Source organism: Mucilaginibacter sp., assembly GCF_035492695.1.
In the GTDB taxonomy this organism is placed as follows: Bacteria; Bacteroidota; Bacteroidia; order Sphingobacteriales; family Sphingobacteriaceae; genus Mucilaginibacter.
The window spans coordinates 71,916-95,739 of sequence record NZ_DATJJC010000004.1 but is presented as its reverse complement, the minus strand read 5'-3'; the positions used below and the strand labels follow the sequence as shown (position 1 = coordinate 95,739).

Below are 23,824 nucleotides of genomic sequence, written 5' to 3'. Positions count from 1 at the left end.
TCTCAAATCTATAACATGCTTATAACGAAAGGCCGGGTATAATGTTGACCTTCGCTTATCTTTCTTATCCATTTTGAGGCGGATAAGTAGAACGTAGCACCTTGTAAGCACAGGTTGCTAAGACATCGCAGGGTCTAATCCCTCCGTCTTTCTCTATAAGCACTGCAAATTTGCACAATAAGCTTGTAAAAACAAAATGAGTTGGGCGGGTAGTGGTGTAAGCTGTTTTAAATGAGAATAAGTTGACAGTTTTTTACCGAGCGAACAACTTATATTGCCTAAACTACTTTTAAACACCATTTTCTTTTTCGCTCAAAGAGTAGCAACTTCGCAATCCCGATTTGAATTTTATGACCAATCATTATAAAAAAATTGCTGCTGAATTATCCATTACCGAAAAGCAGGTAAGCACTACCGCTGCATTGCTGGATGAAGGCGCGACCGTGCCGTTCATCTCCCGTTACCGTAAAGAAATGACCGGAAGTTTGGACGAGGTGAAGGTTGCCGCCATCCGCGACCGTATGCTGCAGTTGCGCGAATTGGATAAACGCCGCGAGGCTATTCTGAAATCGCTGACCGAAATGGGCAAGTTGATGCCGGAACTGGAAAAACAGGTGAACGAGGCGGAAACAATGGTGGCGCTGGAAGACATCTATCTTCCTTATCGCCCCAAAAGAAAAACGCGGGCCACCGCTGCGCGCGAGAAAGGTTTGCAGCCTTTGGCCGACTTGCTGCTGGCTCAAAGCAGGGTAGACCCTGAAGAGGAGGCGACCAAATTTATCGACGAAGAAAAAGGTGTTAGTTCAGCAGAGGAAGCGCTGGCCGGAGCGCGGGATATTATTGCCGAGCATGTCAGCGAAAATGCCGAAACCAGGGCCAAAATGCGGCAATTGTTTTTGAATAAGGGAACCTTTCAATCGAAAGTGATAGCCGGCAAGGAAGAGGCCGGGATAAAATATAAAGATTATTTCGACTGGTCGGAGCCGGTGAAAACGGCGCCTTCTCACCGGGTGCTGGCTATGCGCAGGGGCGAAAAGGAAGAGATATTATGGCTGGATATTCAACCGCCCGAAGATGATGCGGTAAGCCTGTTGGAGCAGCAATTCGTTACTGCAAATAATGCCGCATCGCAGCAGGTGAAACTGGCTATTAGCGATGGCTATAAACGCTTGCTGAAACCATCAATGGAAACGGAGATACGTTTGTTCACCAAAAAAAGTGCAGATGAGGAAGCGATACGGGTATTTGCTGAAAACGCCCGGCAATTGCTGATGTCCGCGCCGCTGGGGCAAAAACGCATGATGGCTATCGACCCGGGTTTCCGTACCGGATGCAAGGTTGTATGCCTTGACGAGCAGGGCAAGCTGCTGGAATATACGGCCATTTTTCCGCACACAGGAGCAGGAAACGCAAAAGAAGCCGAGAAAACCACCCGGCATCTTTTTGAAAAATATAACATCGAGGCCATCGCCATTGGAAATGGAACTGCAGGGCGCGAAACCGAGCTTTTTGTCCGCAATCTTAATTTGCAGGGCGCAATCATCGTAATGGTGAATGAAAGCGGGGCATCTATCTATTCGGCTTCGGACGCGGCGAGAGAGGAATTCCCGGACAAGGATGTGACTGTAAGGGGCGCGGTTTCTATCGGTCGCCGGTTGATGGACCCGCTGGCGGAACTGGTAAAGATCGACCCAAAATCTATCGGCGTAGGGCAATACCAGCACGATGTGGATCAGAACAAGCTGCAAACCTCGCTGGACGATACCGTGATCAGTTGTGTGAACGCGGTGGGTGTAGAATTAAACACAGCATCGAAGCAAATACTGGCTTACGTTTCGGGCCTGGGGCCGCAACTGGCGCAGAATATCGTGGATCACCGTGACCAGAACGGCGCCTTCAAACGCCGGGATCAGCTAAAAAAGGTCGCCCGTTTAGGCGACAAAGCTTTTGAGCAAGCGGCAGGTTTCCTTCGCATCAACGGCGCTGAAAACCCACTGGACGCCAGCGCTGTACATCCCGAGCGTTATGCTTTGGTTGAACAAATGGCAAAAGATATGAAGTGTTCGGTACGGGATATGATGACCGATACGCAGCTTCGCAAAAGCGTCCCGCTGCAAAAATATGTGAGTGATACCGTGGGCCTGCCTACGCTGAATGATATTATGGCGGAACTGGCCAAACCCGGTCGCGACCCGCGCGAGCAGTTTGAGACATTCAGCTTTACCGAGGGAGTGAATGAGATAGGCGACCTGAAGATTGGCATGAAACTGCCGGGTATTGTAACGAATATCACAAATTTTGGCGCTTTTGTGGATATCGGCGTTCACCAGGATGGATTAGTACACCTGAGCCAGATCACGAACCGTTTCATCAAAGACCCGAACGAAGTACTTAAAGTTCATCAAAAGGTTGAGGTTACCGTAACGGAAGTGGATGTTAACCGCAAACGGATTTCCCTATCAATGAAAGCTAACGAACCGCGGCAGCAGCTACAACAAAGGCAGCAGCATAAACCCGCTTCATATCAGCCAAAAAATCAGCAAGAGCAGCCTGAAACGGATATGGCTTTAAAGCTGGCGGCGCTGAAAGGGAAGTTTAAATAATGTAGTAGAGACGCAAGATTTTGCGTCTCTACTTGAAAATCTATTCCAGCGTTATCTGCCTGCGGATGCTTTCTTCCAGCGAAATAAAGGTCTCGGTACGCTGTATCCCTTTCACGCTCTGGATATGCTCGTTCAGCACTTCGCGCAGGTGGTTAGTGTCATGACATACGATCTTGGCGAAGATGCTGTAGCTGCCGGTTGTGTAATGAAGTTCAACAATTTCCTTTACGGCTTTTAACTGTTTTACAGCCTCGTGATATTGTGATCCTTTTTCTAAATAAATGCCCAAAAACGCGGTAATATCATATCCCAGCTTCTGCGGATCAACCTCGAGGCTGGCGCCTTTGATGACACCCATTTCCTCCAACTTTTTCATGCGAACGTGTATCGTTCCGCCGGAAACAATCAATTCTTTGGCGATTTCGGTGTACGGAGTGGTCGCATTTTTCATTAAAATCGACAAAATCTGGATGTCGAGATTATCAATTTCTAAATTTTGAGCTTTTCTGTGGGACATAAATTTGAATTTCGGTATTCAAATACAAGTTTAATTAAAATAAAATTAAAAATGCAAATATATTATTGAAATATTTGCAAGAAATTGATAGTCCTGTTAGATTTGTAATAAGCAAATGGATAACGCTTGCTGTTCTTTTATTTACAAAAACAATGTTGGGTGGTGAAATTTATGGCAGACACACCTCCTTGTCCCGGTGGCGGAGATCATGGGAAATCAGCTTCGGCTGACTAACCACTCCTTGAAGGTTCGACCCCTTCCCCAACAGCTAGTTTAAGTCCTTAGTCTTAAGCCCGAAGTCCAAAGTCAAAATGACTTCAGACTCATGACTCAGAACTTCAGACTAATATACTGTAGGATGGTGAAATTTATGGCAGACACACCTCCTTGTCGCGGTGGCGGAGATCTTGCGAAACTCTTAGCAATAAGAATAAGCACTTCGTGAAGGTTCGACTCCTTCTCCTACAGCCCTTCTCATAATTTAGGTTTATAATTGGTTAGTAAAGACCCCTGCCCATCAGGGGCTTTGCTGTTTTTAGAGAGTTTGCGGATCTCCGGAAACATTGCTCACTGCAAACTGCCCACTGCCGACTAATAATAAATGCCTATCTTTAGAAAATCGACGGCTTATGATACTCTTTTCAAGAAGGAACTTATTTTATAGCGACTATAAATGGAATACCTATGTGCCCAACGATCCACGCACCAACGGCAAGCCGGACAGTACCCCTTTTGATAAAGCCGAAGGCAACGAAGTAGTTTACCTGATCAACCGGCTGATGATGCTTTGGGATTATCGTTTTTCAAATACCGGTAACAAGATGGAAAAACTGATACACGATAAAATGCCGCCGGATGTAACCACCCAGGAAAATGTGCAATTTTGGCTGAAAGCTAATTTGAAGTTTTAACCCCCACCCCTGAAGGAGAGTCTTAATCTGTATGCCAAACGCCTACGAGTAGCTGCTAACTCAAATTACTGCTTTTCAAACCTTGCCGCCCAGCCGCCGCCGGATGCCAGCTGAACTTTCAATTTGTCTTTTGAAGTTACGGTGATCTCTTTCTTTACATAGTCCGTCGCGTCCCGGTCAGCATTAATACCGTCTTCGAAGATGATAGCTTTGTAAGTACCGTCGCCTAAAAAGGAAAGGTCTATCGTAGTTTCCCGTGGCGTCCAGTTACTCATCGATCCGGCATACCATGTTGTTCCTTTGCGGCGTGCGATGCTGACAAATTCGCCGACTTTACCATCCAGCGCAACGGTTTCATCAAACACGGTAGGCACTGCGGCAATGAAATTCGTGCTTTCCTGCTCCTTCATGTATGCGGTCGGATTATCAGACAGCATTTGCAAAGGCGCTTCAAATATGGTATACATGGCCAGCTGGTGGCAGCGTGTGCCCTGGGCCATCGGGTTGCTGTTTATGGGGCGGATAGATTCTTTGGTAGCATTGCGCATGGCGCCGGGGGTATAATCCATCGGTCCGGCCATCATGCGGATGAACGGTATGCTTACGTCATATCCCGGGTGGTCCTTTACTCCCCATTTCTCGTTCTCCATGCCTTTTACACCCTCGCAGTTGATCACATTCGGCCAGGTGGTCATCAATCCCGAGGGTTTGTACATGCCATGATAATCAACCAGCAAATGATTTTTTGCAGCTTTTTCGGCAAGATCATAAAGCGAGGTTACCATTTTCTGGTCGTCGCGGTCGATAAAGTCGATCTTGAATCCTTTGACACCCATCTGCGCGAATTTGGCAAACAAGCCGTCGGCATCGCGGGTAATGGCATACCAGGTAGACCATAAGATAACGCCCACTCCCTTTTGCTTGCCGTAATCCACTATCTGCTGTATATCCAGCTTGGTTTTATTCAGATCGTGATCGTCCGACCAGCCTTCGTCTATGATAATATATTCCAGTTTATTTGCTGCCGCGAAATCAATGTAGTATTTATAGGTTGGTACATTAATACCCGCCCTGAAATCCACATGCGAAATATTCCAGTCGTTCCACCAGTCCCAGGCAACTTTGCCTGGTTTTATCCACGACAGGTCCGCAATTTTGGAAGGTTCGGCCAGGCGGCGCATCATGTCGTTATTAGCTAACTGCCTATCTTCCGTACTGATCACTACCACCCGCCACGGGAAACTATGAATACCTTTGGTTTTGGCAATATAGTCGGCGCGCTCGTCAACAACGTAATTAATGTTGCTCAGCTCCTCCCTGGTTGGATAATTGGCGAATACCCCATGCAGGTTATGGCCGGTAGTGCCGGGTGTAAGGTACATGCCGGGATAATCCTGTAAGTCGCCTTCAAGCAGGGCCGCCTTTTTGCCATTGCCCAGGTCCACCAGCACCGGCATAAACGCCAGCGTATCTTTTTTGATGGCGGAAATGTTCAGCTTGTCATACAAGGCCTCAAATGAAGTGTTGAATTTATCGTGGTGACGGTAGTCGTTCACAAAAGGAAGATAGGCCTGGTAGTCATCTTTAAAATTAAAATTTGCCTCTTCATTAGCTATGGTTATCTCATAAGCTTTTGAAGTAACAAAACGATAGGCCACTCCATCATCATAGGCCCTGAAAATCATCCCATAATCATTTCTGAAAGTTAGTGTTAGCTGGTTGTAGTTGTCGGAAACCTTATCTTTTTTATACAGCGGCGTATTGACGACCTGGTTGCCGGATGATGGCTTTGCATCTTTTACTTTCACATCATCGCCGAAAACCATGCCATCGCCCAGAGTAAGCGATACCTCCGAAGGTAATATTACTTCGGTGTCACCGTGCTTTACCGACCATTCGATGGTTTTCCCGACAGAGACCATAAGGTCAATTTTCCCATCAGGCGATTTTACATGATAAACCTTTGTGGTTTGTGCGATAGCAATTGTGCAGGCGAAAAATAAGCAGAACGATAGGAGGGCGCGCAGTTTCATCAGTAAAGGGTTTATAGTTAGCGATTCGTGATTTCGAAACTAAATAAAAACCGTATAAATGACAATTTTATTTTTGGAGCCGAAAGACCATATAAAATCCAGGAGCAGGAAATTCGCCTCCGTACTAAAGTGTTTGCAAATCAACTTTCGGACTTTCCGACTTCCGGACTAAATTAATTCGTCTGTTTATAAACCCTTACGTAGTCCACATACATGCTTGCCGGCAGTATACTTTCATCAACCGTGGCGCCGGGGAAATCACCACCAACGGCAAGGTTTAGTAAGATGAAAAAAGGCAAATGGAATGCGCCGGTATTGTTTACGTTTCCGTAAATATTTCCTGTTTGAAAAAGTGTGTCATCGACATACCACCTGATCTGTTTTGAATCCCATTCCACGGCATAAACATGGTAATCGGCCGGAGTGGACATGGTAGTATTCCCATATGATACATGCCCGTTATTGTTCCAATGCATGGTTCCGTATATTACGTTATTGGCGTTGATATGCTCCATAATATCGATCTCGCCGCATTGCGGCCACGAAACCGTGTTGATGTTAGCGCCCAGCATCCAGAATGCGGGCCACATGCCTTGTCCCATCGGTAATTTGATACGAGCTTCGATGCGGCCATAAGTCATGGAGAACTTGTCCTGGGTTTTCATACGCGCGGAGGTATACGGCTGACCCGAAACCAATTCTTTGTTGGCCGTGATTACCAAATTCCCATTAGCAATGGCAGCATTCTTGGCCTGGTAAAATTCCTTTTCGTTATTCACCCCGAGATTGCCCAGGTCGAAGCCCCACTTGGTAGCATCAATATCGGCCTCATCAAACTCATCCGACCACACCAGCGCATAAACAGGCTTTACTACCGTATCCGTTTTTATAATGACGTTATTTGAAGGGTCTGATTTTGATTTGCTGCACGATGACAGGCTAGTAAAGGCAAGCGCAACGACTAATGCAGCGAGAATATTTTTTTTAAGTATTGATGTTTTCATAAAGTTGAAATGTCCTGTTTCGTTATTTACGGAATTTTATATCAATTGGTCTTAAAGCCGAGCGCGCCAACGTACCCCTTGTTAACCCGGCAATGTTCAAAACGGCTGTTCTCTATAAAATCATATAGCGCTTTCTTTACCTGCTCGCGGTCTACGGGCCCGGCTTTGCGTATGTCTTCAAAGCTGCCCCGTTGTTTTGCGGCGTATTCAATGATCTTGTCATAATTGGCCGGCTTATCAAAAGTGACAAAGCCGCTCAGGTTTTCCATCTTTTTGTATGGCCAGTAGTGCCAGCCAATGTTATTTTCCTCCAGCACATCCTTAAATTTTTTAACCCATTCGTCCTTATTCTCGCCTGTTTCGCCGCAGTAAATAGGCACGTTGTATTTGTCTCTGAAGTCAATATAGTCCTGTATCACGGCTTTGGTGGGGTCGGTCCAGTATTTATGGAACTGGTAAATGAGTTTTGTATCGAACGGTGGCCCGAAGGGTTTGAAGTTGCTATCCCACTGAGCGCCGCCTAATATTACGATATGGTTCTTATCCACAGTACGGATAGCAGCAGTTATCAGCTTATAAACTGGTTCCAGCGAAGGGTTAAATTCGCCGGCATCAAAATAAGTGGCGATAGGTTCATTCAGCAGGTCGTATCCTATTATGATAGGCTCATTTTTATAATGATCGGCAATACGCGCCCAAATTTCGGCACATTGCTTTTGGCTGGCCCCGCTTTTGAAAAGGAATGGATAGCCGTAGCCGTCGTCAATATTATCGCCGGTCTGGCCGCCCGGTGCTGCGTGCATATCCAGTATTACGTAAATTCCCTCTTTTTTGCACCACTTGATGACAGGATCGATCAGTTCAAAACCCCGGTTGGGGTCATTGGCTCCCAGGTAATCCTCGTTAGTAAAAAGCCGGTAATTGAAGGGTATACGGATGGAATTTACGCCGATGCTTTTCAGGTAATGAATATCAGCTTCGGTGATATAATTATGCAGGTATTTCTCCCAGAATTTTTTGGCTTCGTCTGGCCCAATCAATTCGGTTATCGCTTCGTTGATAAGCCTGGGTGAATTTACCTTGTCAAATTTGAACATGTACCCCTCTGGGATGAGCCAGTTACCCAGGTTAGTGCCGCGCATGATGAAAGGTTTACCGTCAAGCCCGATGACGTCTTTACCCTTTACGGTGATAAAGCCTGGTTGCGCTTTAGCCCAAAAAGATAGCAGCAGCGCAAAAAACACAACTGCGAGTATGCTCTTCTTCATAATAAATGCTATTAGGTTATAATTGCCTGGTGCAAAATGATATTTGCAAAAGCTAATATAGTATTATTATCCACTTAGTGTATAAAATACAGCATTAAAAATAAATTATTAGTTGTAATTACTGGCGCTATGGTATAATTTTAAACGAATTAATACCCCTTCATTAATAATCATGAAAAAGACTATTTCAATAAGCATCTCAGTAATTTTACTTTGCCTGCTGTTTTCGGTACATGCTATTGCACAAGGTTTAAAGGTGGCTGTTGCCGCCAACCTGCAGGGCGTGATAAAAGTGCTGCAAAAAGATTTTAAGGAAAAAACAGGCATCGAAATTCAGCCGATCGTTGGTTCATCGGGCAACCTGTCGGCACAGATCAAAAACGGCGCGCCGTTCGATGTGTTTTTATCGGCTGATATCACGTTCCCGGAAACGCTTTATAAAGAAGGTTTTGCCGCAAAAGAGCCGGCTGTATACGCCTACGGCAGCCTGATTATTTGCAGCACCCAGGACATAGGCTTTGAAAATTGGGAACGCGAATTGTTGAGCCCGCGGGTTAAAAAGATCGCGATAGCAAACCCCAAAATAGCGCCTTACGGAAAAGCAGCAGAAGAGGCGCTTAAAAAGAAAGGCATTTTGGACGATGTGCAATCCAAAATTGTCTCAGGCGAAAGCATAGCCCAGGTTAATACCTATATTACTACCGGAGTTGTTGACGCTGGCTTTACAACACAGGCATTGGTCAAAGACCTGGAAGGAAAGAAAAAACTGTACTGGAAAGCCATCGACCCGAAGACCTACGAGCCTATAAAGCAGGGGATGGTTCTGATCAAGACTTCTAAAGAAACCATTAATGCCGAAAAATTTTATCAATATATGACAAGCCCTGAAGCGAAGAAGATATTAAAGGAATACGGATACGGGGTATAGCGCACACTGGAATTTATTTCATAGCGATGGGTTTTAAACCCATCGCTATTTTTATTTTTGACTTAATGGATCTGACCCCGATATGGCTTACGCTTAAACTGGCCGCTATCACCACGCTGGTGCTGCTGATCATCGGGCTTCCGTTAGCTTATTGGTTGTCTAAAAGGCGTTCCATATTTAAGATCGTTATCGAAGCATTGATAACCATGCCGCTGGTATTGCCGCCATCGGTGCTGGGGTTTTATTTACTACTGGCATTTAGTCCGCGGCATGGTATAGGCCAATGGTTGCACGATAACTTCGACCTGCAGTTGGTTTTTTCTTTCAAGGGATTAGTACTGGCATCGGTTATTTACAGCCTGCCTTTCATGATCGGGCCCATCAAGTCGGCACTGCAACAACTGCCCAAATCTTTTTCCGAAGCATCTTATACGCTTGGGTACACCGAATGGCAAACTTTTGTGAATGTATTGCTACCCAATATTAAGGCTTCGGTATGGACTGCCGCCATTTTAACGTTTGCGCATACGCTGGGAGAATTTGGCGTAGTGCTGATGATAGGCGGCAATATACCGGGAGTGACCAGGGTGGCTTCTATTGCTGTGTATGACTCAGTGGAAAACCTGGATTATCACTCGGCAAATATTTACTCCCTCATCCTTTTTAGCATCACGTTTGTAATGGTAATAGCCGTTTTTGTTTTCAATAAGTATAAAGCTAAAAGCCCGTTGGAATGATCGCCATCGACATAGAAAAAAAGCTGAAAGCCTACCGGGGGCAACAGGTGCTGAAAATTGACCGGCAATTTCCGTTGGGCAGTATCACCAAAATTTACGGCCCGTCGGGTACGGGCAAGACAACATTTTTGAAGGCAATAGCAGGGCTTGTACAGCCCGAAAAAGGAAAGATACAGTTTGGAGACACCGTTTGGCTGAATACCGAAACCAGGATATCTTTATCGCCACAAAAACGGAAAGTTGGTTTTGTGTTCCAGGATTATGCCCTGTTTCCCAATATGACGGTGCTTGAACATTTGCAATACGCGAGCCCTAACGACAGTTGGATTGCGCGCCTGCTAAGGGTGGGTAAACTGGAAACTTTTACCGATCACAAGCCGGAATACCTGTCGGGCGGTCAGCAACAGCGATTGGCTATTTTAAGGGCATTGGCCATAAAACCGAAACTACTATTGATGGACGAGCCATTCTCGGCCCTCGACCCGGAGATGCGGACTACCTTGATCAAAGAGTTGCGCGCGGTTTGGAATGAACAGGGAACAACGGTAATGATTGTGAGCCATAACCCGCAGGAACTGGATGGCTTTACCAACCAGGAACTATATATTGAAAGCTGATAGTTTCAAGTTTTGGCCAAGAAGTGAACGGGTCACAACTTTCGGCTCTATATTTTTTACTGTGCCTGGCAAACCACGATCTTATCCAGGTTATGCAAATACCGTCTTCCGGTTTTCATATCCAGCATCGAGGCCATTTGCAGGCTTTCGGGCAGTTTGCCGGCTTTAACGCCGTTCTTTTCCATCAGGATATACACCTGGTCCCCAGCCTGGGTATTAAACAGTTCGTTCCACGAATAAACCACCTTGTAGCCATCGGCCCCGGTGCAAACAAAATAAAGCTCGCTGAAAAATTTGGGGCCGCTAACCGCCCATTGGCTATGGTTTAAAATATCCTTCAATAAAACGCCCTTCAATTTTTCATCGTTATGCTTAAAATCGCCAAGATGGTTGGTTACCCGTATATCGCCTATTTCTTTCAAAGGATAACTATTCAGCGAATCCAAAGTGATAACGGATTCCTTTTTTACTTTACCGCTAATGGTAAACTGGTGCGTGGTTTTATAGGGTGCATCCTGCGCTAAAGCGGTGCCGGTATAAAGGGAAAGAATAAGCAGTAGTTTTTTCATAAATAAAAAAAGTGTGGCATAAAAATATCCACACTTTTGCGCTAAATCAATAACCCCAATTTTCTCAAGAACCCTGAATAGCGGTCAACAACTCGCTTACAGATGTTCTTTTGGTATAATTTTTATCGAAATGAACGAAGATCAATTTCCCGTTCTTGCCGATAACATAAGTTGCCGGTACCGGAAGCACATGGTCAGTATTGCCGTTATTCTTTTCCAGGTCGACACCATACCCTTTTAACTTTGAATACAGGCCGGCATCAACGGTGTAGTTGACATCGTAATCCTTCATTATTTTATATCCTTTATCCTGTATGATGGAAAAGGAGGCGTTCGTCTTTTCGATAGTTTTCCCAATATTTTCGCTAGTCTCCGGTGTTACGCCAATAATATAAGCACCTTTACCGGTAAGGTACTCCAGCGAATCCTGCAGCTTCTGGATGTATTTATTACAATAAGGGCACCATTGTCCGCGGTAAAAGAACAGCACAACCGCTTTATGCGACTTTAGAATGGTTTTCAGGTCGACAGTTTTGCCGTTGTTGTCCTTAGCGGTGAACGAAGGCGCTTCCGCACCCTTCTGCAGCCCGGTTTGAGCTAAAACCTGTAAAGCAAATAGCGTCACAAGTGTAATAAGTATGTATTTCTTCATAAAAAATTATTTGTATACAAGTCAAAAAAAAGGAGAGGATTAAGCACTCCTCTCCCCATAAAAAACAAAAAACAACTCACATTTTTGTTGTGTCTTTGCCCATCTTATCCTTCTTCATCTTGCTCATTTTCTTCTTTTCCATTTTGTCCATCTTATGGTCCATCTTGCCCATTTTGTCCATTTTTTTCATTTTGCCGGTATCAGCAGCTGCAGTGTGAGTTGGACCTGCCTGTGCGCTAACGGCAAAAAATGATGCGATAATAGCGGCTACTGCCACTTTTGAAATAATCGATTTCATACTGTTGTTTTTTTAGTTTTTAAGTAATGATTTACCCTTTTGTCGGGTGTCATTCTTAAACCTTACAAAACATTTTAATTTTTATTCAATTCTTCCTCAATGCGGTCCTGGAGGTCTTTTTTAAACTCCTCATCCAGTTTTGGAGCTTGGGCAACACGGCTGTTGAAAAGCTCCCGTATCATTTCACCGATCCTCGTAGTTTGTTTTTGATATAGTTTGCATACATCGCAGCCAACCAGGTGGATCTTAAGGAAAATACGCTCACGCAGGCTAAGCCGCCCGGCCAGTTTTTTCTCGATCAGGAATGTGGCGTGTTTGCAGTTATGGGTAATTTTTTTTAGTGCTTCCATCGTCATATCCAGTTTTTTTGAAGGCAGGCCCTCAGGTTAAGTTTGGCACGGTGAATGATGACCCAGAAATTTGATGACGTCAGTTTAAGTTCGGAACAGATCGTGTCCGTACTTTCCTCGTCGATATGTTTCATGGTAAATACAGACAGCCAAAGTGCCGGCAATTTCTGCATGCAAAGCATTAGTACGCGGTTAAACTCCTTTGCTGTCAGCGGGTCGTTATCTTCTATACCAAACGGTTGTGGCGCTCGCTCTGCGGTCCAGTGTCCATAATTATCGTCAAAAAAGTCGGCTTGTTCATCCTCTGCGTGTTTTACATCTATATTGATCAATGCCGATGATTTTTTTCGATAAACATCGATCACCTTATTTCGTAAAATAGCAGTCAGCCAGGTCCGTTCGGAACTTCGCCCTTCAAAATTTTTAACCTTTTCGAGCGCTGCCAGGAAGGTTTCCTGTACCAGGTCCCGCGCCAGTTCTTCGTCGTTTATTCGCGCCCGTGCGTATGCATACAGATAGTCGGCATGGGCCTCTACCCATTTATGCGGGTCGGGTTGATTATTTTCAATTATCATTAACTTTAATGTGAGTCGCGGGATTAGTCGTAAATTTATCTAAAACCTTACAGCTTATTTAAAAATAAGTTGAAAGGGAAAGCCCGGCTCAAAAAAATTATTTACAATTATTGTAAGGATAGATGTTGCTGCCCGTCTAAATCAGCATAACACCAATAAATTGAAAACAATGACAAAGATGAGTTCATTTAAAATATTCATTATCGCAGCCAGCCTGGGGTTTGCCGCCATGATCACCCAGGCATTTATTATTATTAAAGATAAAGACACCCTGAAAGTGCAGACAGAAGCCGATAAGGGCTTTGCCGTGGTGGAGCTATTCACTTCGGAGGGGTGCTCAAGCTGCCCGCCCGCCGATGCACTGGTAGCACGGGTACAAAAGGAAGATGCAGGCAAGCCGGTTTATATCCTGGCGTATCATGTCGATTACTGGAACCGCCTTGGCTGGAAAGATGTGTTTAGCGATGCAGCCTATTCGGCAAGGCAGCAGCAGTATGCCCGCTGGCTTAATTTATCATCAGTTTATACGCCACAGGCTGTGGTGAACGGTCGCAAAGAATTTGTTGGCTCCGAAAACGGGACTTTGCACGAAGCAATAGTGAGTGATTTGCAAAGATCATCAAAAACAGAGCTGATTCTAAACGGCTTACGCGAAAATGACGGCAAAGCCGAACTGCAATACCAGGCTTCAGGCACGCCTGTTAATGCGGCACTCGTGGTGGCGCTGGTCGAAAAAAACGCAACAACCAGGGTTGAGCGGGGAGAGAACGGTGGCCGTACGCTTTCGCACGTGCAGATAGTACGTAAACTGCAAAACGTGAACCTTGCAAGCCACAGCAGCGGCAACCTTAGTATAGCTTTGCCCGCTGGCTTTAATGCAGACGGATACGAAGTGATCGCCTTTGTGCAGAATACTTCAAATGGCGAGATCACCGCTGCGGCTAAATCGGGCTTTTCTTCCGCAATGAGCAATAAAACGAAATAAAGAATAGTTACCTTTAACCATAAACCAAACCAATGAAAGTAATAAAGGAAAAGCATCCCCTGATTATGCGGTGGACCCACTGGATCAACTTCCCGGTGCTTACCATTATGATATGGAGCGGGATGCTGATCTACTGGGCCAATGATGTTTACAGTGTTACCATCTTTGGCCACACTTTTGTGCGGTTTTTTCCTGAATGGTTTTATAAAACTTTACATATACCGCAAAGATTGGCAGAGGGTATGGCATTCCATTTCCTGTTTATGTGGTTTTTTGTGCTGAACGGGTTCTTTTACGTACTTTACAGTATCATATCGGGCGAATGGCGCTACCTGCTGCCCAACAGGCATTCGTTCAAAGAAGCGTGGCTGGTGCTTTTGCACGATTTGCATATCCGGAAAACAGCACCACCACAGGGTAAGTATAATGCCGCGCAACGGGTAGCCTACACAGCGATTATCGTAATGGGTTTCGGTTCTGTTATCACCGGTCTTGCTATTTACAAACCGGTTCAGTTTTATTACCTGGCGTGGATATGCGGTGGTTACCACCTGGCCAGGATATGGCATTTTGTGCTTACGATAGGGTATGTTTTCTTCTTCCTCATTCACATTATCCAGGTTATCCTGGCGGGATGGAACAATTTCAGGGCGGTAATATCAGGTTTCGAGGTTGTGGAAGAACAGCCCAAACCGGCAATTGAAACAAACAGCGACGATGAAAAAGCCTAATAAAGAATTAACTGTTAACCAGCAAATAAAACGGCGGACCTTTATCTCCTTCGGCTTGTTTGGCGTATACGCTGCCGGGGCTTACGGAGCCTGGAGATGGTTGTACAAATCGCCGGAAGAAACCGCCGGGATAACAGCAGGCGCACGCAAACCTTTGCGCCGGGCGCTAAATAAAACCGAAATATTTTTCAGGAGGCTGACCTTTAACGAGAATCACCTGGTGAAAACTTATCCGAAAGAGATGGCCGCCAAGATCATCAGGCACAATAGCGACATCGGATCGGAAGGTAAATTGCCGCCCGAAAACTGGAAACTACAGGTAAAGAAAATCAACGGCGAAACCTTGCAGATATCGCTGGATGAGATCAGGGCGCTGCCAAAGACCGAGATAACCTACGATTTTAAATGCGTTGAAGGGTGGGACCAGATACAGCACTGGGCCGGCGTAAAATTCAGCGATTTTATAGCCCATTACAAATTGGATACCGAAGCAAAGTTACAATACGTAGGGCTCGAAACACCTGATAAGCAATATTATGTAGGGATAGATATGCCCAGCGCCATGCACCCGCAAACGTTGCTGGCTTACCAGATGAATGATGTGTTGTTAAGCGGTAACCACGGCCAGCCTTTAAGGCTGATCATCCCGGTAAAGTATGGTATCAAAAATCTGAAACGCATCGGCACCATGACCTTTAGCAATACCCGTCCCCGAGATTACTGGGCCGAACAGGGATACGATTATTTTTCTGGATTGTAAAAGATTGGGGCAGAAAGTCCGACGCGGACAGTTATTCTACTTTTTCTTTAGGCTTTCCGCTTTAAGCTTTTCTTCGCATCTTGCGGTAAATGCCTTCCGAAAAACTGACCTTAGGAAAAGAACTAGCCTACGCCTGCGGGATGGTAGGCTGGAGCATCATGACGAATATTATTATTGTGATGCTGCCTTATTTTTATCTGCCGCCATCCAATGCCGGATTGGTACAATTGGTGCCGCAGTTGCTGCTTTTCGGAGTTATCAATATCTTATCCATCATCGCTGCTTCGGGCAGGCTTGCCGATGCTTTATACGATCCGTTCATCGCATCGATGAGCGATAAAAGCCGCCACCGCCGGGGGCGCCGTATCCCGTTTATGCAATGGGCTATTTTGCCCGCCGTAGTTTTTTGCTGCCTCACTTTTTACCCGTTGGTAAAAGGGGTGAGCGACAATAATTCGATATGGCTGGCTATTACCATGGTACTGTTTTTTATGGGCGCGACTACTTACATTATCCCCTATAATGCCTTATTGCCCGAACTGACTCACAGTGCCGCCGAAAAAGTTAAACTTTCGTCTTTTCAGCAGGCCGGTTTTGTGTTGGGTATTATCATCGCGGCACTGGTTAATAACTATGCCGACCTGGTGCAGCGTTTCTTCCATGTGACCGATCGCGATTTGGCAGTACAGTACACTATCTGGGGGCTTTGCATTGTGGCGGGCCTGATCATGCTGGTACCAGTGCTGGCTATTGACGAAAAGAAATATACAACGGGTAAGCCGGCGCACCTGCCTATTATGCAGGCTATCCGTAAAACATTCGGTAACTCAAATTTCAAATATTATCTCATTTCTGACTTTACATTTTATATCTCTCTTAGTATAGTCTCCAGCGGTTTGCTATATTTTGTAACGGTATTACTTAATATCGACGAGTCCGAGGGCGGAAAACTGATGGGCGCTATGGTTGTTTCCTCCTTATTATTCTATCCCGTCGTTAATTATTTTTCAAGGAAGATAGGCAAAAAGCCACTGGTACTTATAGCCTTCGGAATGCTGAGTCTCATTTTTGTGATGATTTATTTTCTTGGTAAATTTCCCGTCTCACCTTATGTGCAAGCTTATACTTTAGCATTACTTACCGCTTTCCCGCTGGCTGCCCTGGGTATTTTGCCGAATGCGATATTAGCTGAGATTGCCGAACAGGACGCTAAAGAAACCGGCGAGAATCGTGAAGGGATGTTTTTTGCCGTAAAATATTTTTTTGTTAAAATGGGGCAGACCTTAGGTATTGCTTTGTTTGCTTTCCTGACAGTATATGGAAAAGATCCGGGTCACGACCATGGCCTTAGGCTGAACGGAGTTTGTGGTTGTGTGCTTTGCCTGGCTGCGCTTATTTTCTTTAGCCGGTTTAAGGAGGCCCGCAATACCTAAACTTTATTCGGAGGGACCTAACGAGAAACATTATTCGGCCTCGAATACACCAATTGCATTACATTGATATTACGTGTGGCAAAAGCCGCTTCGCAATAGCAAAAATAATAGTTCCATTTACGGATGAAGGTATCATCAAATCCCAGCTTTTTGATAGCTGGAAGGTTGGTGTTGAACTGGTCGAACCATAATTTAAGAGTTTGGGCATAGTGCAGGCCAAGGTCCTTCAGGTCTACCATCGTCAGGTCGCCTGTGCGGTTGACGGCGCCGTTGATAGCGGCAACTGAAGGCAAAAGCGAACCCGGGAAAATATGCTTTTGTATCCAATCCACACCTTTACGCAGGCTGTCATACCTCGAGTCGGGCGAAGTAATTACCTGTAGTGCCAGTATGCCGTTCTTCTTCAGCAGGTCGTGGCATTTTTTAAAATAGACATCTAAATATTTGTGGCCGACCGCCTCCAGCATTTCAACGGACACGATCTTGTCGAACTGCCCTTCCATCAGGCGGTAATCGCGAAGCTGGATGCTGATTTTATCACTCAGCCCTGCTTTTTCTACACGTTCTTCGGCGAGTTTTAGTTGTTCAGACGATATGGTAAGCGAAGTAACCTTACACCCATAATTCTTAGCCATGTAAATGGCGTTGCCGCCCCAGCCGCTGCCAATTTCCAGCACATGGTCGGTAGGCTTTAAAAGCAGTTGCCTGCACAAGCGGTCATATTTAGCCAGCTGGGCATCTTGTAAACTCATTCCATCCTTATAAAAGTAGGCACTGGAATAGGTCATGGTCGGGTCGAGGAAACTTGCAAAAAAGTCGTTGTTTAAATCATAGTGTTCTGAAATATTCCTTTGCGAACCGCTGATGGAATTGGCTCTTTTGAAGTGGGAAAGCTTGTTGAACCATTTCAATATGTTAAGCATTACGGCCTGGGTTTTGCTACCCGAAACCACAGGATTATTATCCACGTTCAGCAAAAACCATTTGATCACATTGGTGATGTTCTCGGTGTCCCACATACCATCAACATAGGCCTCGCCAAAGCCAATATCGCCGTAAAGGATCACTTGCCGGAAAAACTCGCTGTCATTGATAGTCACATTGGCCGACACATTTCCTTCGCCGCTGCCTAACGCAATACGCCCGCCATCGGGCAAAGTAAGGTGCATGCGGCCCTTATCCATCCGCGACATGATCTTGAGAATAATATCCTGGTATAAACTGTGCCTTTTTGTGAGCGTAAGGGTATTGGGCATTTTAAATACTGTTATTGGGTTTATATGTATTTACGTAGGTTTTTGATATGCCGGTTTTACTAAGATAACAAAATTCAATTATATGGCCGGTAAACTTCCCTTTGCAGTTCCTTATTAACGTTTTTTTTATGATAAGGGATTTTTTTGAGCCAAAGTTTTAACGCCTGCCAGTGTATCAGCGCAATAACTTTCAAGGTAATAAGCGGAAAGCTAAAAAAATATTTCAGCAAGATCATATCGGTCAGGGGCTTCCGGTCGCCGGTAAGCGTACTGATAAAAAATCTATTACCTTGTTTATCAAAATCGTCTATCCTGATCTGTAATTTTTCGCCGGGAATCTGTAGGTTGAAATCAAAATTGGTATCCATCTCGATGAACGGCGACACGTAAAAATATTTGGTTGTATTCAGTTTGTAATGGTCGCCGGTTTTGGTATCCGCTCCTAAAAAGAAAGGCTTCATCTCTAAAAAGGTATTGCATATCTCAACGATTGAACAAACAGGTTGCCCGGCTTCGTCATAACAGAAATAGAATGAAACCGGATTAAACTGGTAGCCCAAAGTGCAAAGGTTGGTTAATATCATAATACGCCCATTACCGATATGGACACCGTTTGCCTGCAGGTAATCCGTAATATGCTGACGGACGTTTTTCGACTTTTCCGGGCTTTCTTTGGGTAATTGCAGGTGGTCCTTGTCCCGAAAGTTGAACAGGTTGAACCGGTTTCGGCTCATGAATTTCATCTTTTTGTGAAGGCTGTCGATCTCGTCCAGGTCGAGGTAAAACATGAATATATTGTAGTGAAAACTGTGCGGCTTGGGTGCCAAACGGTTATGCATTACGCGCGCTTTATAAAGACATGAATTCATGAGCGATATTAAAGATACGATTTAAACCGCCGGATGGATGATTTGTTCGCCGTAAACCGGCTTGCCAAGCAGTTGCGAGCACAAATTGACCGCGCTTGCAAATGCGTCCTCGTGAAAGCCGTATTTGAAATAGCTTCCGCAAAAATAAACCGGCCCGCTTTCATTCAAAATGTGCAGGCGCTCCTGTGCATTTATAGCCGGAACATCGAACAGCGGGTGCTCATAATCGATTTCCATGAGGATTTTCCTGTCATCCAGGTCATGATGAGGATTGACGGAAACAAAGTAATTCTTTTTATCTGACACGCCCTGTAGCCGGTTCATCCAATAAATGGTGCTGGGTTCTAAAGCGCCATCCTGAATTTTGATGCGGTAATTCCAGCTGCTCCAGGCCAGCCTGGTTTTGGGCATGATACTTTCATCGGTATGTAAAACAGCTTTGTTGTATTGGTATTTGAACGGGGGAAGCAAGCGTTGTTCTTCCCAGGTGGGTTTTTCCAGCAAGGCAAGGGCCTGGTCGGCATGTGTGGCGATGATCACCCGGTCGAATGTTTCTTCCGAACCGTCTGATGCTTTCACGGTTACCTTCCCACCAGCGCGGATAACTTTAACAACTTTTCGATTGACGTGAATGCTGTTCTTAAACGGTTTTATCAATAACTCCCGGTAGCTTTGACTGCCCTTATCCAGGGTGTACCATTGGTGCTGGGTATCCAATCCCAAAAAACCATGATTCTGAAAAAAACGGATGAGCGTGACGGCAGGAAAATCAAGCATCTGCTCCATCGGGGTCGACCATACTGCCGAGCTCATTGGCACCAGGTATTTCCAAAGCATGTCATCGCCGTACCGGAACTCTTTAATATATTGACCTATGGAATAACCAGCGTAACGGGGATCGTCCAGAATTTTCACGCTTTCCTTGTTGAACCGTCCGATTTGTTTCAGCATTTTAATAAAACTGCGATTGAAAATATTCTTCCTTTGGGCGAACAAGTGATTCAGGCTCGATCCGCAGTACTCTAATCCCGCCGGTAAATGCTGGACGCTGAAGGACATATCCGTTTTTTTAACCGGGGCATTCAATTCAGCAAAAAGCTTACATAACCTTGGATAGGTTTTGTAATTGAAAACCATAAAGCCCGTGTCGATATAAACGGGTTTGCCTTCTTCATCTATCGTCACGGTATTGGTATGCCCGCCAACGTAGCTGTTTTGTTCATAGATGGTCAGTTCATCCTGCTTATGCAAAAAATGCCCGCAACCCATTCCGGCAATGCCTGTGCCTATAATAGCCGTCTTCATTTGGTAACAGTACTTAAAAAATTCTCGACCGCGTAGGTGGATAACTGCCCCCCGGGGCCGTACAGGTTAAAATCGAAACCATGCGTGGCCCAGGGAAGCCTGAGCCAATAATGTTTTACATGCTCCTCCTCCAGTTTTGTGCTGAGTTTAACAGCATGGAGGTAAGTGACAAGCACATCGTTTACCCCGTGTATCATCAGGGTTGGCGGCGAAGCCGGGCCGGCAAAAAACAAAGGGGAACAATCGTGATATTTTTGCGGAACCTGGGCGTAGGTACCGCCTACATAGTCGCCCATTACCTTTCGGCTGTCCATGATAAGCGGGTTGGATGGTATTGAATATCCCCATACCATATCTGCCGGTCCGTAAAACTCAATAACGCCTTTAATGCTTTTGTCGTGTAATGTATAAGCAGCCAGCAAAGCTATCTGCGCGCCTGCCGAGCGGCCAAGCAAAACAAATTGACTGGTATCGATATGGAATTCATCCGCGTGAGTGCGGAAAAAGCTCATCGCGCTTTTAATATCTTCAACAGGCGCAGGGGTTTGGTATTTTGGAGCCAGGCGGTAATTAACGGCCGCAACGTTATACCCCGTTTTTGCCATGTAGCTATTCAGGTTGGCCAGTTGTTTGCTGTCGCCACTGCTCCACGAACCGCCGTGAACAACGATGACGCATGGCCTTTTTCCGGCCGCCTGCGCCGGGAAAAAGTCGAGTTTCAGTGTGGCTCCATCATTGTAAGTAACATAAGTTAAGGTTTTTGATCCGACGGTATCTTTAAAATTCAGCCGGAAGAACTTACTAAAACTGAAGGGTTCAACGCCATTTTTCAAATACACCTGACCGAAAGCGGCGCGCATGTCCTTTTCCAGGCGCCTCGATATTAAGTAGGACCTTAATATTGGCGAAAGGAACAAGATCAATGCTATGAAACCAACAAGTGTACCCGCCCACTGGTACTTGCCCGCCCAAAAACCGGTGGATAGCATGACTATTGTACCACCGGCGAAGATCAGCGGAAATTCGGTAACGGCAATGGCCATCAGCCAAAGGTAATAAGCCTGTGCCCGCATAACCGATAGTAACGATAGTAATAATAATATGATGAGAATGATAAGGCGGATCATGCGTTGGTTTTATGAAAAAGGTAATGGCTAACTATCCATTCATTACCGTTATTGTAGTTCCACAGTTCGGCGCAGGCCATATAAAATATCCGCCAATAGGCCCACCATTTTAGTGCCTGTGCCTTACCATAAGTTTCTTCAAATAATGGCATGATCTCATTCCTATGTCCATCCATGTTTTTGAGCCAGGCTTCAGATGTTTTGGCGTAATGACTGCCGCTTACATGCCAGTGCTTTTCGACGGTCAGGTGGTTGTTAAAGTAAAACAAAAGATCGTCGCTTGGCATAATGCCCCCGGTGAAAAAGTATTTGCTCATCCAGTCGGTTTCATCCTTCACCTCGAACAGGTAAGCATATTCCTTGTGGGTAAAAATATGGATGAATACTTTTCCATCGGGTTTCAGGAACGAAGCCACCTTTTGCATCAGCAGCTGGTAATTGCGCATGTGCTCGAACATCTCAACCGAAACGATCCTGTCGAACTGTTCATCGATACTGAAAGTGTTCATATCAGCAGTGATAACCGTCAAATTTTTGATGCCGCGTTCTTTTGCTTTCCCGTCGATAAAGGCCTTTTGCGTGCGCGAATTGGAAACCACTTTGAAAGTGCTATTAGAGAATTTTGCGGCCATATATAACGACAACGAACCCCAGCCGCAGCCTAATTCCAATACCTGCTGGCCGTCGGCCAATTCTGCCCGTTCACAGGTCAGCGCCAGCATATCATCCTCCGAGGTGTCGATATCGCTAACGCCATCGTTCCAGTAGCCGCTGGAATATTTGAGATTTTTGCCAAGGCAATATTGATAGAATTGTGTAGGGACTTCGTAATGCTGCTGGTTAGCTTCAGACGTATTAACCGCGATAGGTGATGCCTTGAGTTGCTCTATCAACGACATCAGGTGGGCCTGTTGCGCTTCAACGCCGCCTTTGTTTTCGTCTTTCAGGCGTTGCTTTAGCAGGCCGCGTATGCCGCGTCGCAGTAGAAAATCAGGGACTTTATTTTGCTCGATCAGTTTATCGTACCACATTAAGTTAGGGTCAGTAATATTTGTGATAATTGTAAGTCTGTAAATTACAGATAATACGATAAATGCGGGTGGTTGGATTTTTAAAACTAAATGTTGTGGAAAATTTACTTTTTCTTCTTAAACCACGGCACAAACACGCTTGTTGTTTTTTGATATTCCCTGAAGGCATCGCCCTTCGACCGGATGGATTGCTCCTCGGTAATGGGGATACCGGTTACCCGCAGCAACAGATAAAGAATAATAGCGGGACTGATGATCGCTAAATATCCGTACGGCGATGCCAGCGCAAAAACCAGGTACGACATCCACATCATCCACTGAAAAAAGTAATTAGGGTGACGCGAATAATTCCAGAGCCCTGCACTGCAAACTTTGCCTTTATTGGCCGGATCTTTTTTGAATGCCCGCAACTGCGCGTCGGCAACCGATTCACCTATCACACTGATCAGCCATATCGCAACACCGGCATATTCCAGCGGCGACAAATGCGCAACTGTATTCATACAGATGACGAAGAAGGGTATCGCCAGTATCACATTAGAAAGCGCCTGCGCCTGGAAGAACCAAAAGAAGGTACGGTCGGGATTTGGCCCCCATTCTTTGCGCAATTGCTGGTAACGGCCTTCCTCTTCTTCCAAATGGCTTACCGTACGGGTAAGGATATGCGTGCCAAGCCGGCCGCCGGCTACAATTACCATAGCGCAAATAAGCTGTTTGCGTATTTCGAAACCGGGCGCAAGCAATAATAAAATGAAGGCGATAACAGGGAAGTTATACGACCAGAAGATATCAACCACGCCGGCATTTTTGATCTTATAAGCCCAAAGCCATACCAATATCATGATGATACAGCACGCAATAAGGCTGTAAAGGGCCAGCCACCATACAGAATTATCCATTTTTGCTAAAAAACTCTTTTAAACCTTCGCCGGGCTTTAACCTGAATAATTGGATCAGGACATAGGCGCAACTGGCGATGCTGCCTAAACATACGAGGAATATCAGCCAAAGGATTTTCAAAAAAATACTTTTTTCTTTATAACAAACCCACAGGAAAATTACGGCAACATTGGCATAAAAATCCCATAAAGTGGCCCGCATCCAGGGTATGGAGCCAAGAAAATCCCACTCTGTTAACAAATTGCTCTGCAAACTGGTGCGTATCACAATATAACACATCCAGGCAAATAAAATACCGAATATGACCTTAAGCGCTGTTATCATACCGCAATTTGCAACGAAAATCTGGTCAACAGAAAAATGAA

General features: G+C 45.3%; 25 protein-coding genes and 1 riboswitch. Of the genes, 9 read left to right on the top strand and 16 right to left on the bottom strand.

Annotated features, from left to right (window positions below; all coding sequences use genetic code 11):
* Nucleotides 1-52: 52 nt before the first annotated feature.
* A riboswitch (SAM riboswitch) is annotated at nucleotides 53-162 on the bottom strand.
* A 188-nt stretch (nucleotides 163-350) separates the two neighbouring features.
* A complete protein-coding gene (locus tag VL525_RS01515) occupies nucleotides 351-2,603 on the top strand; it encodes a Tex family protein (RefSeq protein WP_325382564.1) in 2,253 nt (750 codons plus the stop codon).
* Nucleotides 2,604-2,643: 40 nt separating this feature from the next.
* Here VL525_RS01515 and VL525_RS01510 read toward each other — a convergent pair whose 3' ends face one another.
* Nucleotides 2,644-3,120, bottom strand: coding sequence for an Lrp/AsnC ligand binding domain-containing protein (locus VL525_RS01510; RefSeq protein WP_147029909.1), 477 nt, complete (start codon nucleotides 3,118-3,120; stop codon nucleotides 2,644-2,646).
* 629 nt (nucleotides 3,121-3,749) lie between these two features.
* On the opposite strand from VL525_RS01510, the gene VL525_RS01505 reads away from it, so the two are divergent.
* A complete protein-coding gene (locus tag VL525_RS01505; protein ID WP_325382560.1) occupies nucleotides 3,750-4,031 on the top strand; it encodes a hypothetical protein in 282 nt (93 codons plus the stop codon).
* Nucleotides 4,032-4,096: 65 nt separating this feature from the next.
* Here VL525_RS01505 and VL525_RS01500 read toward each other — a convergent pair whose 3' ends face one another.
* From VL525_RS01500 to VL525_RS01490, 3 genes are all read right to left on the bottom strand, one after another.
* Entirely contained in the window at nucleotides 4,097-6,064 is a 1,968-nt protein-coding gene (locus tag VL525_RS01500; protein ID WP_325382559.1) for a glycoside hydrolase family 97 protein, read from the bottom strand.
* A 173-nt stretch (nucleotides 6,065-6,237) separates the two neighbouring features.
* Nucleotides 6,238-7,068, bottom strand: coding sequence for a glycoside hydrolase family 16 protein (locus tag VL525_RS01495; protein ID WP_325382556.1), 831 nt, complete (start codon nucleotides 7,066-7,068; stop codon nucleotides 6,238-6,240).
* A gap of 41 nt (nucleotides 7,069-7,109) precedes the next feature.
* Entirely contained in the window at nucleotides 7,110-8,336 is a 1,227-nt protein-coding gene (locus VL525_RS01490) for a glycoside hydrolase family 5 protein (protein WP_325382554.1), read from the bottom strand.
* Nucleotides 8,337-8,508: 172 nt separating this feature from the next.
* On the opposite strand from VL525_RS01490, the gene modA reads away from it, so the two are divergent.
* The 3 genes from modA (at nucleotide 8,509) to VL525_RS01475 (ending at nucleotide 10,618) form a co-directional block, all read left to right on the top strand.
* Entirely contained in the window at nucleotides 8,509-9,264 is a 756-nt protein-coding gene (gene modA / locus VL525_RS01485; RefSeq protein ID WP_325382552.1) for a molybdate ABC transporter substrate-binding protein, read from the top strand.
* Nucleotides 9,265-9,329: 65 nt separating this feature from the next.
* Nucleotides 9,330-10,001 carry a molybdate ABC transporter permease subunit gene (gene modB, locus VL525_RS01480; protein ID WP_325382550.1) on the top strand — a complete coding sequence of 224 codons (672 nt, stop codon included), beginning with the start codon at nucleotides 9,330-9,332 and terminating at the stop codon, nucleotides 9,999-10,001.
* Nucleotides 9,998-10,618, top strand: a complete 621-nt coding sequence (locus VL525_RS01475; protein ID WP_325382548.1) for an ATP-binding cassette domain-containing protein — start codon at nucleotides 9,998-10,000, stop codon at nucleotides 10,616-10,618. Before modB ends, VL525_RS01475 begins: the two co-directional genes overlap by 4 nt.
* Nucleotides 10,619-10,674: 56 nt before the next feature.
* Here VL525_RS01475 and VL525_RS01470 read toward each other — a convergent pair whose 3' ends face one another.
* The 5 genes from VL525_RS01470 to VL525_RS01450 form a co-directional block, all read right to left on the bottom strand.
* The gene (locus tag VL525_RS01470; protein ID WP_325382546.1) at nucleotides 10,675-11,187 is read right to left on the bottom strand and encodes a hypothetical protein; all 513 of its coding nucleotides are present in this window, start codon (nucleotides 11,185-11,187) and stop codon (nucleotides 10,675-10,677) included.
* 64 nt (nucleotides 11,188-11,251) lie between these two features.
* The gene (locus tag VL525_RS01465; protein ID WP_325382544.1) at nucleotides 11,252-11,839 is read right to left on the bottom strand and encodes a peroxiredoxin family protein; all 588 of its coding nucleotides are present in this window, start codon (nucleotides 11,837-11,839) and stop codon (nucleotides 11,252-11,254) included.
* A gap of 76 nt (nucleotides 11,840-11,915) precedes the next feature.
* Nucleotides 11,916-12,137, bottom strand: coding sequence for a hypothetical protein (locus VL525_RS01460; protein ID WP_325382542.1), 222 nt, complete (start codon nucleotides 12,135-12,137; stop codon nucleotides 11,916-11,918).
* 74 nt (nucleotides 12,138-12,211) lie between these two features.
* Complete coding sequence (locus VL525_RS01455) at nucleotides 12,212-12,487, bottom strand: hypothetical protein (protein WP_325382540.1); 276 nt, start codon at nucleotides 12,485-12,487, stop codon at nucleotides 12,212-12,214.
* 2 nt (nucleotides 12,488-12,489) lie between these two features.
* A complete protein-coding gene (locus VL525_RS01450) occupies nucleotides 12,490-13,062 on the bottom strand; it encodes a sigma-70 family RNA polymerase sigma factor (protein WP_325382538.1) in 573 nt (190 codons plus the stop codon).
* A gap of 178 nt (nucleotides 13,063-13,240) precedes the next feature.
* Between VL525_RS01450 and VL525_RS01445 the strand changes: the two genes are divergently transcribed.
* The 4 genes from VL525_RS01445 to VL525_RS01430 all read left to right on the top strand — a co-directional run bounded on the left by VL525_RS01445 (nucleotide 13,241) and on the right by VL525_RS01430 (nucleotide 16,971).
* Nucleotides 13,241-14,047, top strand: a complete 807-nt coding sequence (locus VL525_RS01445; RefSeq protein ID WP_325382536.1) for a DUF1223 domain-containing protein — start codon at nucleotides 13,241-13,243, stop codon at nucleotides 14,045-14,047.
* Between the two features lie 32 nt (nucleotides 14,048-14,079).
* On the top strand, nucleotides 14,080-14,778 hold the full coding sequence (locus VL525_RS01440; RefSeq protein ID WP_325382534.1) for a cytochrome b/b6 domain-containing protein: 699 nt from the start codon (nucleotides 14,080-14,082) through the stop codon (nucleotides 14,776-14,778).
* Nucleotides 14,765-15,538, top strand: a complete 774-nt coding sequence (locus VL525_RS01435; RefSeq protein ID WP_325382532.1) for a molybdopterin-dependent oxidoreductase — start codon at nucleotides 14,765-14,767, stop codon at nucleotides 15,536-15,538. Before VL525_RS01440 ends, VL525_RS01435 begins: the two co-directional genes overlap by 14 nt.
* 89 nt (nucleotides 15,539-15,627) lie before the next feature.
* Entirely contained in the window at nucleotides 15,628-16,971 is a 1,344-nt protein-coding gene (locus VL525_RS01430) for an MFS transporter (RefSeq protein WP_325382530.1), read from the top strand.
* 17 nt (nucleotides 16,972-16,988) lie between these two features.
* Here VL525_RS01430 and VL525_RS01425 read toward each other — a convergent pair whose 3' ends face one another.
* From VL525_RS01425 to VL525_RS01395, 7 genes are all read right to left on the bottom strand, one after another.
* Nucleotides 16,989-18,227 (bottom strand): cyclopropane-fatty-acyl-phospholipid synthase family protein, encoded by a 1,239-nt coding sequence (locus tag VL525_RS01425; RefSeq protein WP_325382528.1) that lies wholly within the window; start codon nucleotides 18,225-18,227, stop codon nucleotides 16,989-16,991.
* Nucleotides 18,228-18,301: 74 nt separating this feature from the next.
* On the bottom strand, nucleotides 18,302-19,096 hold the full coding sequence (locus VL525_RS01420; protein WP_325382526.1) for a DUF1365 domain-containing protein: 795 nt from the start codon (nucleotides 19,094-19,096) through the stop codon (nucleotides 18,302-18,304).
* Between the two features lie 21 nt (nucleotides 19,097-19,117).
* Nucleotides 19,118-20,401: an NAD(P)/FAD-dependent oxidoreductase gene (locus VL525_RS01415; RefSeq protein ID WP_325382524.1), complete on the bottom strand. Its 1,284-nt coding sequence runs from the start codon at nucleotides 20,399-20,401 to the stop codon at nucleotides 19,118-19,120.
* Nucleotides 20,398-21,528: an alpha/beta hydrolase gene (locus VL525_RS01410; RefSeq protein WP_325382522.1), complete on the bottom strand. Its 1,131-nt coding sequence runs from the start codon at nucleotides 21,526-21,528 to the stop codon at nucleotides 20,398-20,400. The genes VL525_RS01415 and VL525_RS01410 overlap by 4 nt, the downstream gene beginning before the upstream one ends.
* Nucleotides 21,525-22,559, bottom strand: coding sequence for a cyclopropane-fatty-acyl-phospholipid synthase family protein (locus VL525_RS01405; protein WP_325382520.1), 1,035 nt, complete (start codon nucleotides 22,557-22,559; stop codon nucleotides 21,525-21,527). Before VL525_RS01405 ends, VL525_RS01410 begins: the two co-directional genes overlap by 4 nt.
* A gap of 104 nt (nucleotides 22,560-22,663) precedes the next feature.
* A complete protein-coding gene (locus VL525_RS01400; RefSeq protein WP_325382518.1) occupies nucleotides 22,664-23,458 on the bottom strand; it encodes a DUF1295 domain-containing protein in 795 nt (264 codons plus the stop codon).
* Nucleotides 23,451-23,783, bottom strand: a complete 333-nt coding sequence (locus tag VL525_RS01395) for a DUF1475 family protein (protein ID WP_325382516.1) — start codon at nucleotides 23,781-23,783, stop codon at nucleotides 23,451-23,453. Before VL525_RS01395 ends, VL525_RS01400 begins: the two co-directional genes overlap by 8 nt.
* Between the last annotated feature and the right edge of the window lie 41 nt (nucleotides 23,784-23,824).

What these genes read in the sequence shown, in the direction of transcription:
- VL525_RS01515 (WP_325382564.1), top strand. Translation starts at nt 351, where the DNA reads ATGACCAATCATTATAAAAAAATTGCTGCTGAATTATCCATTACCGAA.
- VL525_RS01510 (WP_147029909.1), bottom strand. Translation starts at nt 3,120, where the DNA reads ATGTCCCACAGAAAAGCTCAAAATTTAGAAATTGATAATCTCGACATC.
- VL525_RS01505 (WP_325382560.1), top strand. Translation starts at nt 3,750, where the DNA reads ATGATACTCTTTTCAAGAAGGAACTTATTTTATAGCGACTATAAATGG.
- VL525_RS01500 (WP_325382559.1), bottom strand. Translation starts at nt 6,064, where the DNA reads ATGAAACTGCGCGCCCTCCTATCGTTCTGCTTATTTTTCGCCTGCACA.
- VL525_RS01495 (WP_325382556.1), bottom strand. Translation starts at nt 7,068, where the DNA reads ATGAAAACATCAATACTTAAAAAAAATATTCTCGCTGCATTAGTCGTT.
- VL525_RS01490 (WP_325382554.1), bottom strand. Translation starts at nt 8,336, where the DNA reads ATGAAGAAGAGCATACTCGCAGTTGTGTTTTTTGCGCTGCTGCTATCT.
- modA (WP_325382552.1), top strand. Translation starts at nt 8,509, where the DNA reads ATGAAAAAGACTATTTCAATAAGCATCTCAGTAATTTTACTTTGCCTG.
- modB (WP_325382550.1), top strand. Translation starts at nt 9,330, where the DNA reads ATGGATCTGACCCCGATATGGCTTACGCTTAAACTGGCCGCTATCACC.
- VL525_RS01475 (WP_325382548.1), top strand. Translation starts at nt 9,998, where the DNA reads ATGATCGCCATCGACATAGAAAAAAAGCTGAAAGCCTACCGGGGGCAA.
- VL525_RS01470 (WP_325382546.1), bottom strand. Translation starts at nt 11,187, where the DNA reads ATGAAAAAACTACTGCTTATTCTTTCCCTTTATACCGGCACCGCTTTA.
- VL525_RS01465 (WP_325382544.1), bottom strand. Translation starts at nt 11,839, where the DNA reads ATGAAGAAATACATACTTATTACACTTGTGACGCTATTTGCTTTACAG.
- VL525_RS01460 (WP_325382542.1), bottom strand. Translation starts at nt 12,137, where the DNA reads ATGAAATCGATTATTTCAAAAGTGGCAGTAGCCGCTATTATCGCATCA.
- VL525_RS01455 (WP_325382540.1), bottom strand. Translation starts at nt 12,487, where the DNA reads ATGGAAGCACTAAAAAAAATTACCCATAACTGCAAACACGCCACATTC.
- VL525_RS01450 (WP_325382538.1), bottom strand. Translation starts at nt 13,062, where the DNA reads ATGATAATTGAAAATAATCAACCCGACCCGCATAAATGGGTAGAGGCC.
- VL525_RS01445 (WP_325382536.1), top strand. Translation starts at nt 13,241, where the DNA reads ATGAGTTCATTTAAAATATTCATTATCGCAGCCAGCCTGGGGTTTGCC.
- VL525_RS01440 (WP_325382534.1), top strand. Translation starts at nt 14,080, where the DNA reads ATGAAAGTAATAAAGGAAAAGCATCCCCTGATTATGCGGTGGACCCAC.
- VL525_RS01435 (WP_325382532.1), top strand. Translation starts at nt 14,765, where the DNA reads ATGAAAAAGCCTAATAAAGAATTAACTGTTAACCAGCAAATAAAACGG.
- VL525_RS01430 (WP_325382530.1), top strand. Translation starts at nt 15,628, where the DNA reads ATGCCTTCCGAAAAACTGACCTTAGGAAAAGAACTAGCCTACGCCTGC.
- VL525_RS01425 (WP_325382528.1), bottom strand. Translation starts at nt 18,227, where the DNA reads ATGCCCAATACCCTTACGCTCACAAAAAGGCACAGTTTATACCAGGAT.
- VL525_RS01420 (WP_325382526.1), bottom strand. Translation starts at nt 19,096, where the DNA reads ATGAATTCATGTCTTTATAAAGCGCGCGTAATGCATAACCGTTTGGCA.
- VL525_RS01415 (WP_325382524.1), bottom strand. Translation starts at nt 20,401, where the DNA reads ATGAAGACGGCTATTATAGGCACAGGCATTGCCGGAATGGGTTGCGGG.
- VL525_RS01410 (WP_325382522.1), bottom strand. Translation starts at nt 21,528, where the DNA reads ATGATCCGCCTTATCATTCTCATCATATTATTATTACTATCGTTACTA.
- VL525_RS01405 (WP_325382520.1), bottom strand. Translation starts at nt 22,559, where the DNA reads ATGTGGTACGATAAACTGATCGAGCAAAATAAAGTCCCTGATTTTCTA.
- VL525_RS01400 (WP_325382518.1), bottom strand. Translation starts at nt 23,458, where the DNA reads ATGGATAATTCTGTATGGTGGCTGGCCCTTTACAGCCTTATTGCGTGC.
- VL525_RS01395 (WP_325382516.1), bottom strand. Translation starts at nt 23,783, where the DNA reads ATGATAACAGCGCTTAAGGTCATATTCGGTATTTTATTTGCCTGGATG.